Annotated in this window: 11 protein-coding genes; 2 read left to right on the top strand and 9 right to left on the bottom strand. The window is 33.1% G+C overall.

The features are described 5' to 3' along the window. Nucleotide 1: 1 nt before the first annotated feature. The 9 genes from rplB to rpmH all read right to left on the bottom strand — a co-directional run bounded on the left by rplB (nucleotide 2) and on the right by rpmH (nucleotide 7,929). On the bottom strand, nucleotides 2-826 hold the full coding sequence (gene rplB, locus GFV14_RS02940; protein ID WP_457914185.1) for a 50S ribosomal protein L2: 825 nt from the start codon (nucleotides 824-826) through the stop codon (nucleotides 2-4). Between the two features lie 19 nt (nucleotides 827-845). Continuing rightward, nucleotides 846-1,148 carry a 50S ribosomal protein L23 gene (gene rplW, locus GFV14_RS02945; protein WP_457914186.1) on the bottom strand — a complete coding sequence of 101 codons (303 nt, stop codon included), beginning with the start codon at nucleotides 1,146-1,148 and terminating at the stop codon, nucleotides 846-848. Continuing rightward, nucleotides 1,145-1,750, bottom strand: coding sequence for a 50S ribosomal protein L4 (gene rplD / locus GFV14_RS02950; RefSeq protein WP_457914187.1), 606 nt, complete (start codon nucleotides 1,748-1,750; stop codon nucleotides 1,145-1,147). The genes rplW and rplD overlap by 4 nt, the downstream gene beginning before the upstream one ends. A 16-nt stretch (nucleotides 1,751-1,766) precedes the next feature. Then, nucleotides 1,767-2,396 carry a 50S ribosomal protein L3 gene (rplC, locus tag GFV14_RS02955; RefSeq protein WP_457914188.1) on the bottom strand — a complete coding sequence of 210 codons (630 nt, stop codon included), beginning with the start codon at nucleotides 2,394-2,396 and terminating at the stop codon, nucleotides 1,767-1,769. 52 nt (nucleotides 2,397-2,448) lie between these two features. Further along, nucleotides 2,449-2,760 carry a 30S ribosomal protein S10 gene (gene rpsJ / locus GFV14_RS02960; protein ID WP_457914189.1) on the bottom strand — a complete coding sequence of 104 codons (312 nt, stop codon included), beginning with the start codon at nucleotides 2,758-2,760 and terminating at the stop codon, nucleotides 2,449-2,451. 1,274 nt (nucleotides 2,761-4,034) lie between these two features. Further along, nucleotides 4,035-5,399, bottom strand: a complete 1,365-nt coding sequence (gene mnmE / locus GFV14_RS02965; protein ID WP_457914190.1) for a tRNA uridine-5-carboxymethylaminomethyl(34) synthesis GTPase MnmE — start codon at nucleotides 5,397-5,399, stop codon at nucleotides 4,035-4,037. 117 nt (nucleotides 5,400-5,516) lie between these two features. Further along, nucleotides 5,517-7,178: a membrane protein insertase YidC gene (yidC, locus tag GFV14_RS02970; protein WP_457914191.1), complete on the bottom strand. Its 1,662-nt coding sequence runs from the start codon at nucleotides 7,176-7,178 to the stop codon at nucleotides 5,517-5,519. Nucleotides 7,179-7,403: 225 nt separating this feature from the next. Further along, nucleotides 7,404-7,763 carry a ribonuclease P protein component gene (gene rnpA / locus GFV14_RS02975; RefSeq protein WP_457914687.1) on the bottom strand — a complete coding sequence of 120 codons (360 nt, stop codon included), beginning with the start codon at nucleotides 7,761-7,763 and terminating at the stop codon, nucleotides 7,404-7,406. 22 nt (nucleotides 7,764-7,785) lie between these two features. Continuing rightward, entirely contained in the window at nucleotides 7,786-7,929 is a 144-nt protein-coding gene (rpmH, locus tag GFV14_RS02980) for a 50S ribosomal protein L34 (RefSeq protein ID WP_457914192.1), read from the bottom strand. A gap of 1,521 nt (nucleotides 7,930-9,450) precedes the next feature. Here rpmH and dnaA point away from each other — a divergent pair. Together dnaA and dnaN are read left to right on the top strand one after the other, a co-directional pair. Further along, entirely contained in the window at nucleotides 9,451-10,845 is a 1,395-nt protein-coding gene (gene dnaA, locus GFV14_RS02985; protein WP_457914193.1) for a chromosomal replication initiator protein DnaA, read from the top strand. Between the two features lie 5 nt (nucleotides 10,846-10,850). After that, on the top strand, nucleotides 10,851-11,951 hold the full coding sequence (gene dnaN / locus GFV14_RS02990; RefSeq protein WP_457914194.1) for a DNA polymerase III subunit beta: 1,101 nt from the start codon (nucleotides 10,851-10,853) through the stop codon (nucleotides 11,949-11,951). Nucleotides 11,952-12,373 lie beyond the last annotated feature (422 nt).

Raw genomic sequence — 12,373 nt, forward strand, 5'->3', positions numbered from 1 at the left:
ATTATTTTTTAGAACGATGACGTACAATAAATTGATTGGTACGCTTATTACTACGAGTTTTCTTACCTTTGGTTTGCACACCCCAAGGTGTTACAGGATGTTTACCAAAGTTACGACCTTCGCCACCACCATGTGGATGATCAACTGGATTCATTGCTGTACCACGTACGGTAGGTCGAATACCACGCCATCGACTAGCTCCAGCTTTACCAAGAACGCGTAACATATGCTCCGCATTACCAACTTCACCTAAAGTTGCACGACAATCCGCTAGAACTTTACGCATTTCACCTGAACGTAGACGTATAGTAATATAAGCACCATCACGAGCGACAATTTGAGCGTAAGCACCTGCAGAACGCGCTAATTGACCACCTTTACCGGGCTTTAATTCGATATTATGAACTATAGAACCAACAGGAATGTTGCGCATAGGCAACGCGTTACCGGTTGTGATTCCTGAATTAATACCAGACTGAAGCCGATCACCGACTGCCATAGTTTTAGATGCAAGAATATAACGACGTTCACCGTCTTTATATAAAATCAGTGCAATATTTGCTGAACGATTCGGATCATATTCCAAACGTTCAACAATAGCAGGAATATTATCTTTATTACGCTTAAAATCAACTAAACGATAATGTTGCTTATGACCACCACCAATATGACGAGTAGTAATACGGCCATTATTATTACGACCACCAGATTTACTATTTTTTTCTAAAAGCGGAGCATAAGGCCCATCCTTATGCAATTCGTGGTTTACTACTTTAACCACATGGCGACGTCCTGGAGACGTAGGTTTACATTTAACAATTGTCATTGTTATTTACTCCTCCAACTTACTCTTCTCCGCCAACTAAGTCTAAATTTTGGCCTTCTTTCAAAGTAACGTAAGCTTTTTTCCAGTCGCTACGACGACCGACACGCTGACCATGGCGTTTATTTTTACCCTTTACTAACAATGTGTTAACATTATTAACTTCAACTGAAAATAGTCGTTGTACAGCAGCTTTAACTTCTGCTTTAGTCGCGTTTTTTGCAACTTTAAAAACAATAGTATTATTTTTTTCTGTCACTGTAGAAGCTTTTTCAGATACACGCGGAGCACGCAAAACTTTTAGAAGACGCTCTTCACATATCATGCTAGCATCTCCTCAATTTTCTTCACAGCGTCATTAGTCATCATAACCTTATCAAAGCTAATTAAACTAACTGGATTGATACTCGATGCATCACGCACGTCAACTTGATATAAGTTACGTGCAGCTAGAAATAATTTTTGATCTAATCCAGAAATAATAATTAATACATTATCCAGAGCTAGAACTTTTAATTTTTGTACTAACAATTTAGTTTTAGATAATTCTATAGAGAATTTTTCGACAATAATTAATCGATCTTCACGTATTAATTGAGACAATATACTTTTTAACGCGCTACGATACATTTTTTTATTAACTTTTTGACTATGTTTTTGTGGTTTAGCAGCAAAACTAACACCACCAGAACGCCAAATTGGGCTATTAATAGAACCCGCACGTGCACGACCAGTGCCTTTTTGACGCCACGGTTTTTTGCCAGAACCAGAAACCTCAGCACGAGTTTTCTGAGCCCGAGTTCCTTGACGAGCATAAGCTGAATATGCAACAACTACTTGGTGAATAAGTGCTTTATTAAAATCACGTGCGAAGGTAGTTTCAGAAACAGTTAGCACGGTTTGTGTATCTCTCATTACTAATTCCATGCCTCTCTCCTTGACGTTAAACCTTAACAGCAGGTTTTACGATCAGATCACTCCCCGTTGCTCCTGGAACAGGACCTTTAACCAGTAACAATTTTCGATCAGAATCAACACGTACCACATCTAAACTCTGAATGGTGACACGCTCACAACCAAGTTGGCCTGGCATTTTTTTACCTTTAAATACTTTACCCGGAGTCTGATTCTGACCAATAGAACCCGGAACACGATGAGACAAAGAGTTACCATGAGTAGCATCTTGAGTACGGAAATTCCAGCGTTTCACTGTGCCAGAAAAACCTTTACCTTTAGATATGCCAGTAACATCAACTTTTTGCACATCAGCGAAAAGTTCAATGCTAATACTTTGACCTACATTAAAGTCAATACTTTTTTCAGTACGAAATTCACGAAGAATACGCCCAGCTTCAACACCAGATTTAACAAAATGAAATGCTTCAGGTTTAGTTATACGATTAATTTTTTTGCTACCTGTAGTTACCTGAATAGCATTATAACCATCAGTTTCTAAAGTTTTAACTTGTGTAACGCGATTGTTTTCAATGGCAATAACAGTTACAGGAATAGAAACACCATCTTCAGTGAAAATGCGAGTCATTCCCACTTTTTTACCGACTAATCCAATCATTGTTTAACCTCTTAATAACCTCTCGATCGTTTAACGACATACAACGACTTGATTAACCTAAACTAATCTGTACATCTACACCAGACGCGAGGTCTAGACGCATCAAAGCATCAACGGTTTTTTCAGTTGGCTCAACGATGTCAACCAGACGTTTGTGAGTACGAATCTCGTATTGATCACGCGCATCTTTATTAACGTGCGGAGAAATCAAAACGGTAAAACGCTCTTTCCGTGTCGGCAACGGAATAGGACCATGAACTTGTGCACCTGTGCGCTTAGCAGTTTCTACGATTTCCATAGTTGATCGATCGATTAAACGATGATCAAAAGCTTTCAGGCGGATACGGATTCTTTGGTTCTGCATGCGACCAGAGCTCCAATGATTTTATAAATGTAAATAATTACTCCTCACATCGTATCTATTTCGATTGATAGGGAATGTAATCGTTCTTGATATCACTCCCAAGTTGAGAGCATTATCTTAATGAGCAACAATCGTTAACTCAAAACTGATCGTTAAAATTTAACGGGGGGGTTTACTGACCAATAAACCTTCGTATTATACGCAACTGAATTTAAAAAGCAAGTAATCGAAGGGAATATGTGCAAATTTTTCTCTTTTATTCAAATACAGAATAAAGTTAAAATTTTATCATCTAATATCAATATTAAATATTCTAAATAATGATAAGACAAGGTAGATTAAATAAACAAACTGAATGAAGATATTTAAATACTTATTACAATAGTTTCATATTTGTCGATCTTAGTGAAGTAAACCTCATACATATTTTACAACTAAAATTTAGTGATTATTTAAAATATCAAATATATGACACTGCACTATCTTAATATTTATATGCAGTATATAATACAGACCATTTAAAAATATTTAATGATATTTTTTCTATATCTTCATGTATTCTTCATCTATGCAAGTAATTTTTATGCAGATTCAAGTTGTCCAAAATTATTTTCTATTTTTATTAGTAATCTTTCTTATAATTACTCAAATCGCACAACATAAACTTTAAATATGTAGCACACTACACTATTTAACGCTGAAACCTGTTTGCATCTATGTTATTTTTTAAAAAACTATATCTATATTCATAAATATTGTAACACATCAATAAACTCGAATAATGCTATTGACATTCTAACTACTGCGCATACAAACATATCTTGCTTACGAGGCTTTTCTGTATTTCTTTATTAGTCATCACTTTCTATCTAAAGCGAAAATATTTATATATTTAGTATTACTTAAAAAGTATTGGTAATACTTGTATCATGAAAATATACTTTTAAATATATGCAAAACGCAAAATAATATAAAAATATCTAATATTTAAAAACTATTACAAGATATACACATTGTCTATTTAATAGAAAGAGCGTTTAATATGATTCAATATATCATATTAAATAATGTTAATATTGTTAATATTATTATTCAGATCAGACCAATGCGAAATAATTCAGAGTTACAAAAAACATGAATCGAGTATAAATTCCACTAATTTACCTAAATATATTATTAAAATTTTGAGAATTTACCATATAATTTTTAAAATAACACAAGACCAGTAAAAGATTGATTGTGTTTTAAATGTTCTAAATTAGTAACAGCACATTTTACTTTCCGATACAAAAACTTGAAAAAATCCGGTTCAGCAATTCATCAGAACTCACATCACCTGTAATTTCGCTTAATTTTTTCTGTGCAAAACGTAACTCTTCAGCGAGTAATTCATAAGAACGATAAAATACTAATTGTTCATAACCTTGAGAGATATGTATAGCGGCAGAATCTAATGCTTGAAGATGGCGACGACGAGCTAAAAATCTCCCTGTGATGTTGCTATTAAAACCGATTACTTCTTTAAGGTGGTCACGTAACAAATCTATTCCTTGTTCTTCACGTGCAGATAAACGAATTAACGGGTATCTTCCATTTTTAACAAATTCAATTTTCTCACCAGTTTGATCTACTTTATTACGAATAACAGTGATACGTAATGTGTCTGATAAGCGTTCCATAAATTCAGGCCAAATTTCCTGAGGTTCTATTCTATCTGTAGTGGTGCTATCAACTATCAACAAGACTCGATCAGCCTGTTTAATCTCTTTCCATGCACGATCCACACCAATACGCTCAACTTCATTATTTGCTACACACAAACCTGCTGTATCAATAAGATGTAATGGCATCCCATCAATATGAATATGTTCACGTAAAACATCACGAGTTGTACCGGCAATATCAGTTACAATAGCTACCTCATGTCCTACTAAAACATTTAGCAAACTTGATTTACCTGCATTCGGTCGACCAGCAAGGACCACCGTCATTCCTTCCCGTAACAAGCTACCTTGACGTGCTTCTGAACGAACTCGCGCTAAATTAGCAACCACCTCATCTAGGGTAATTTTAATTTTAGAATTAGACAAAAAATTAATTTCTTCATCCGGAAAATCTATTTCTGCCTCAACATATACACGTAATCTAGTTAGCGCTTCACTAATTTGATTGATCTGAACAGAAAAATCACCTTGTAATGAATTCATCGCAAAACGAGCGGCTTGTTCTGAACTGGCATCAATTAAATCAGCGATCGCCTCAGCTTGAGCAAGATCTAATTTATCGTTTAAAAACGCACGTTCAGAGAATTCACCAGGATTCGCAATACGGATTCCATCAATTCTTAAAATACGTCTTAACAATAAATCAAGAATCACAGGACCACCATGTCCTTGTAACTCTAAAACATCTTCTCCAGTAAACGAATAAGGCCCTTGAAAAAAAATTGCAATACCTTTCTCAAGCACTGTCTTGTCAACATCACGAAAAGGTAGGTAATCTGCATAACGCGTTTTTGGTAGCTTACCGAGTACCGCTTCAGCAACTAGAACCGATTTTGGACCTGATATTCGTAAAATACCAACACCACCACGACCAGGAGGTGTTACCTGTGCAACGATTGTATCGTTATCTTTCATGACGTTTCTCTATTAATCTCATAAAAATCAATATGATTTTCTAACTCGATTTCGATAATACTATATTCTAAATATATTTTCCAAAAAAAAGAATATGAAGCTTATGTAACATTATTATTATTTTAAATCTTTTTTTTGTTTTTTCTTACGCCTATGGAGTCCACATTTTTCTAATCCACGATAAATAATTTGTTGTTGAATGATCGTTACTAAATTACTTACAATATAGTACAATACTAAACCTGATGGGAACCACAGAAAAAAAACAGTAAAGATAACAGGCATATAAATCATTATCTTCTTCTGCATTGGGTCAGTCACTTCAGTTGGTGAGATATTCTGAATAATAAACATTGTCAGACCTAGTAAAACTGGCTGAACATAATAAGGATCTTGTGCTGATAAGTCTTGAATCCAACCAAAAAATGGGGCATGACGCAATTCCACTGAGCCAATCAACATATAATAAAGTGCAAGAAAGATAGGCATTTGTATTAATAAAGGTAAACAACCACCAAGTGGATTTACTTTTTCAGCTTTATACATTGCTATCATTTCTTGGCTTATACGCTGTTTATCATCACCGATTCGCTCACGCATTGCGGCTAACTTTGGTTGCAGTAAACGCATTTTTGCCATCGACGTATACTGCGCTTTAGTTAGCGGATACATGATACCACGAACGACAAAAGTAATAATGATGATAGCTACACCCCAATTACCAACAAAACCATGAATAAAGTTTAACAGTTTAAATAATGGCTGAGAAATAAACCATAACCAACCGTAATCAACAGTTAAGTCTAAGTATGGAGCAACCTCTGCCATTTCTAACTGTATTTCAGGGCCAATCCATAACGTAGATGAATATCTCCCACTACTATTAGCTGAAATAGTCATAGGCTCACTTTTATAACCAATAATAACAAACATTTTATTAAGAGCAGTGGTGTAAAACGTACTTTTTTCATTAGTGGAAGGAACCCATGCAGTCGCAAAATATTGCTGAAGCATAGCAACCCAACCACCTGTAGTGGTTAGATTCAGGTTTTTATCTTCAATATCAGTAAAACTGTATTTCTTATAGTTTGTTTCATTTGAAGAATATGCAGCACCAAGATAAGTATTTAATGCAAAGTTATTACTACTAGTGTCTCGCTCTTTCGGCAAGTGCATAGTTTGTTTTAATTGACCAAAAAACACTAGATTTAAAGACTGATGTGTTGGGTTTTCAATATTATACTCAACAGTAATAGTATAATGACCTCGTTTTAGAACGTAGGTTTTTTGATAACTTATACCATCTTTATTAGTAAAGATCATTGGAATACGAAGCTCATTTTGACCATCCTGCAACGTAAATTTTTCTGCATTAACTAAGTAAAGAGGACGCATGCCATTATTATTAGCCGGATTATCTGGGCCATGTTGACCAATTAAACCACTTTGAGCCTGATAGATAAAACTTGATGTAGTTTCTAATAAACGAAAAGGATCTTTTGAATGAAGAGTTGATGGATATGCTAATAAGTAAGCTTCATTAATATCAGCACCACGTGTATTAATACGCAAATCTAAAACATCAGTTTTTACTGTGATTAGCTTATCTTGCCCAACACTTCTTAAATCTTGAGTATTATTAGTACTTAAGACATTAGTCTGTTGCGTAGTTTTGACAGTTTGTGCGTCCTGAGTAGCTTTCTTACTTTCCCAGCCCTGCCATACTAAAAACGCAACGAATATCAAAGCTATGAGTAGAAGATTGCGTTGCGAATTCATCGTCATAATTCTCTATTATTATCATTTTTAAGCGGAAAAGAATCATCACTACCATTATATATGGTAGCATTTGAATATATATTGTACCATTACCCTAGTACTTTCTACACTTTTTGGACTTACACAAATAACATTAGCACCATAATATAAACCATTTGGAATAATACCGAAGTAACCTCCTAATAATGGGATTAAGTATTGACTAATCATTACTCATCAACTCAATTAAAAATTTTTGACTAATTGATTGTGTCGCTGCCATAATTGATCTAATAATTCTGTAATTTGTTGATTATCTAGATTTTCCACTCTTTTTCTCACAAATAATACAAAATCCATTGAAGGTAATTCATGCTGATGCAAACGAAAATATTCACGTGCTAAGCGTTTGATACGATTTCGCTGATGAGCTTTTTTGACATTTTTTTTAGCAATAGCTAAACCAATTCTGGGGTGTCCTAGTTCATTTCGGAAACCCAGGATTGTGATTTCTGGGGCATGTGCCCTTTGAGGTTTCTTGAAGACAGCATCGAAATGTTTAGAAGTTAGCAAACGAAGTTCCTTAGTAAAATTAAACTTAATTATTTGCATTATAAAGTTAGCTTTATTACTTAGATGAAACAGTTAGACGAGAGCGATTTTTGGCACGGCGACGAGCCAAAACCTGTCGACCATTTTTAGTGGTCATACGAGCACGAAAGCCATGTGAACGTTTTCGCTTCAGTCTAGATGGTTGAAAAGTGCGTTTCATAAAGATTGATACCTAATTTTAAAATTTATCACTGATTTAGTAAATACGTTACAAGCAATGAAAACTGACATATACCAGTCTCTTTATATTAAAACAATATAAGAAAAAAGAATTATAATAAAATATAAAGAGTCACGTCAATTCAATAACGTAATCAAAATGTTGAAATTTACAACTAGTCACAACTGGTTTGACTACATCTGCTATAACAATTAATATATATTATGTTCATCTTTAGACCTAACTTAGAATCACTCCGAATAAAATTATATTCACAATGTGAAATAAGTGTAAAATAATATGAAATCAGCTTTTAAAGCACAAGAATTATTAGTAAATCTAAAAAATATCTTTAATGCTAAGAAGTATTCTAATACATAAATTTAAACATCTATGGAGTATTGTTTTTCAACATCACAAAAAAATCATTATTAAATTAACTCAATAAAATCAAATATTTAAATACCATTATAACGTTTCTATATTTAACAATGTTTTCCAAAAAACACAAGATACACTTAACGACCTAATATTTACAGGTTAAATAAAAGACATAGAGTTTATTACATTTTTCTATTTTAGCAATTATAACAACAACAAGACAAGCATCATACGAAAATATTCTAATTGTACTATTAAAGATAGTTAATACATTCTCGCTGTTTTACAAATTACAATAATCTTCACAAACTCAAAGTTATCAAAACACTTTTCCATCATACTATTTATTGTACTTTTATTTTCACAAGACAGAAAGAAACTAAATATCTACTACCTTTTAAAGTTTGATTCTAAAAATTTTCTAAACCTGTATTATGACTTTTTCATGAAATATATTCATCTTCTTAAAATATTGCTTATAATTAATTACAAAATATTCTTAATAGTTCTTTGATTAATATCGATAGGAAGCTGACTAATCACATATTTAACCCTGTTTTAAGTATATTGAATTTTCGTTTAAACCGCGTCTCTTTCTAAAATTTAAAACGGTATTCAAACGATATTCAAACGGTAATATACAATAGTTTTGCTAAAGAAATAACTAGTGTAAACATCATTATTGACAATCAATTTTTCAAATATACAGTAGTAGTACACAAAAAGCACATACACATTGACTTCTTCGCTATACATGAATTTTAATTTCTGAATAATAAAACTCAATGTGTTGAAATATTTCTTGAGTAATGTTACTACTACCAAATTTCCTTATTATAAATTCTGAGATAATACATAAATCATAATATTAAAAAAGATTCAAGATACCCTTTTAAATCGACGCAATAACACAATTGTCTCTGGATAAAAAACATAAAAACTGTATAAAAGAAATGGAGATCTCTTAATAATTTTACGGTATAATCCCAATCACATATCTGATTAAAAGATTTTAAAATACGATAGTTAAAATAAATTATTTTTACTTCTCTGGTTCCCTATATTAGAAGCCAAAATATTTTTTCTGAATTCATATTTCTTTTTCATATTATTTTATAAAGTTTGTTGGGGGAGCCCACCGTGTCACTTTTGCTTTGGCAGCAATGTCTTGCCCGATTACAGAATGAACTACCTGCCACAGAATTCAATATGTGGATACGTCCCCTTCAAGCTGAATTAAACGATAATACACTGGCACTTTATGCCCCTAATCGTTTTGTCCTTGATTGGGTGAGAGATAAATATATTAGTAATATCAATGAATTGTTAAGTAATTTTTGTGGTATTAATGCACCGTCATTACACTTCAAAATAGGCAATAAACCCCTCCTTGTTTCGTCAACACAAACATTGTCTACTTGTTATGCCCATAAAGAACCAGCTCTGACGATCTCATCAACACCTATACGACCAAATTGGGATGGCTTCATTAAAGCACTACCTAATATTCCTTACCGTTCTAATGTTAACCATAATCATACATTTGATAACTTTGTAGAAGGCAAATCAAATCAACTTGCTCGTGCTGCCGCGAAACAAGTTGCAGAAAATTTAGGCGGTGCATATAATCCTTTATTTCTTTACGGAGGAACAGGTTTAGGTAAAACACACTTATTACATGCTGTTGGCAAACATATCATACAATATAAAACTAATGCACGTGTAATATATATGAATTCTGAACGCTTTGTTCAAGATATGGTTAAATCTTTACAAAATAACGCTATTGAAGAGTTTAAACGCTACTATCGTTCTGTTGATGCTTTATTTATTGATGATATTCAATTTTTTGCAAAAAAAGAACGTTCTCAAGAAGAATTTTTTCATACTTTTAATGCATTATTGGAAGGTAATCAACAAATTATTTTAACATCTGATCGCTACCCTAAAGAAATTAACGGAGTTGAAGATCGATTAACATCTCGCTTTGGTTGGGGGTTAACAGTTGCAATAGAGCCTCCAGAGCTCGAAACACGCATTGCAATTTTAATGAAGAAAGCTGATGAAAATAAAATACAACTTCCAAGTGAAGTTGCTTGTTTTATCGCAAAACGCTTGCGTTCTAATGTTCGTGAATTAGAAGGAGCCCTAAATCGTGTTATTGCAAACGCAGACTTTACAGGCTGCGCTATTACGATAGATTTTGTGCGTGAAGCACTGCGAGATTTATTAACACTACAAGAAAAACTCGTAACTATTAATAACATTCAGAAGACTGTAGCTGAGTACTATAAAATAAAAATTGCAGACTTACTTTCTAAACGCCGTTCGCGTTCTATTGCTCGTCCACGTCAAATGGCAATGGCTATAGCAAAAGAACTAACAAATCATAGTTTACCTGAAATAGGGAATGCTTTTGGTAGTCGTGATCACACAACAGTATTGCATGCTTGTCGTAAAATTGAGAAATTACGAGAAGAAAACCATGACATAAAAGAAGATTTTTCTAACTTACTCAAAATATTATCATCTTAATTGCTATGAAATTTACTATTACACGTGAAAAATTATTAAAACCATTACAACAAGTTAGTGGTCCAGTAGGTGGACGTCCTGCACTACCAATTTTAGGAAACATTCTTATTCAAATAAAAGAAGGCATGTTATTATTGACAGGAACAGACTTAGAAATGGAAATGATGGCTAATGTTTCTTTACATCAAGAGCATGAAGTTGGCGAAATCACTGTTCCAGCACGTAAATTTTTTGATATCTGGCGCGGGCTTCCAACAGATTCTAACATCCATGTAGAACTCGATGATAACAGATTAATTGTCCGTTCAGGTCGTAGCCGCTTTTCTCTATCAACATTACCAGCAGTAGATTTTCCAAACTTAGATAATTGGAAAAGCGAAGTGTCATTTTATCTTTCACAATCGGTACTCAAACGCTTAATTGAAGCAACACAATTTTCAATGGCACACCAAGATGTGCGTTACTATCTCAACGGTATGTTATTTGAAACAGAAGATCAACTATTAAGAACTGTATCAACTGATGGGCATCGGCTTGCAATTTCTTCCATGAATATTGCCCAAAATCTTCCTTCTCATTCTGTAATTGTACCACGTAAAAGTGTGATTGAATTAATGCGCCTCTTAGATTATGTGGATTCACCTTTACAATTACAAATTGGTAAAACTAACATACGAGCACATGTTAGTAACTTTATTTTTACCTCTAAATTAGTAGATGGTCATTTCCCAGATTATCGTAGTGTCGTACCAAAACACTCAGATAAAACATTAGAAGCACGCTGCGATTTATTAAAACAATCTTTCTCTCGTGCTGCGATTTTATCAAATGAAAAATTCCACGGCGTCCGTCTGTATTTTAGTGAGAATCAACTATGCATCACAGCTAACAATCCTGAGCAGGAAGAATCAGAAGAAATTATTGATGTTAAGTATGAAGGAACTGAAATAGAAATCAGCTTTAACGTTAGCTATATTTTAGATGTATTGAACGCACTAAAGAGTGAAAATGTCACACTGTTTTTAACTGATCCAATATCAAGTATGAAAATTACCGCCTCCACAAACAAAACTTCTATCTATGTTATTATGCCAATGCGGTTATAGTTATTTTATATGATTTTTTTTCATTTATAAATATGTGATCTTTTTAACACGAAAGGTACTAATCTCTTATTGAATATAATGAAATAAATTTAAAAATAAATAATATATTAACCAGCTTGGTATTATAATAACATGAGTCATTATTATATTATTTTAATATTCAAAAAAATAGATTCCTCCGTTATAAAAAACAAATAACCCACATTTTAAACAAGAAATTAATGTATTGTGATTTGCTACGATAATATTATAATATATTTAAGTAAGAAACGAGATACTGGTGTGACCAGTCCTATTAGGATAGATAGCTAAAGAACTCAACAGTGTCAGAAAACTAATACAATTAATACCGATACCGTTAATCAACTATAAAAAATTTATATTACTTAATGATTATCCTCAATAACAACCCATCTTATATT

The organism is Candidatus Hartigia pinicola (genome assembly GCA_020541205.1).
GTDB classification, from domain to species: domain Bacteria; phylum Pseudomonadota; class Gammaproteobacteria; order Enterobacterales; family Enterobacteriaceae; genus Hartigia; species Hartigia pinicola.

Bases quoted from the DNA above. Each gene is read 5' to 3' on its own strand.
- rplB (WP_457914185.1), bottom strand. From the start codon at position 826: ATGACAATTGTTAAATGTAAACCTACGTCTCCAGGACGTCGCCATGTG.
- rplW (WP_457914186.1), bottom strand. From the start codon at position 1,148: ATGATATGTGAAGAGCGTCTTCTAAAAGTTTTGCGTGCTCCGCGTGTA.
- rplD (WP_457914187.1), bottom strand. From the start codon at position 1,750: ATGGAATTAGTAATGAGAGATACACAAACCGTGCTAACTGTTTCTGAA.
- rplC (WP_457914188.1), bottom strand. From the start codon at position 2,396: ATGATTGGATTAGTCGGTAAAAAAGTGGGAATGACTCGCATTTTCACT.
- rpsJ (WP_457914189.1), bottom strand. From the start codon at position 2,760: ATGCAGAACCAAAGAATCCGTATCCGCCTGAAAGCTTTTGATCATCGT.
- mnmE (WP_457914190.1), bottom strand. From the start codon at position 5,399: ATGAAAGATAACGATACAATCGTTGCACAGGTAACACCTCCTGGTCGT.
- yidC (WP_457914191.1), bottom strand. From the start codon at position 7,178: ATGAATTCGCAACGCAATCTTCTACTCATAGCTTTGATATTCGTTGCG.
- rpmH (WP_457914192.1), bottom strand. From the start codon at position 7,929: ATGAAACGCACTTTTCAACCATCTAGACTGAAGCGAAAACGTTCACAT.
- dnaN (WP_457914194.1), top strand. From the start codon at position 10,851: ATGAAATTTACTATTACACGTGAAAAATTATTAAAACCATTACAACAA.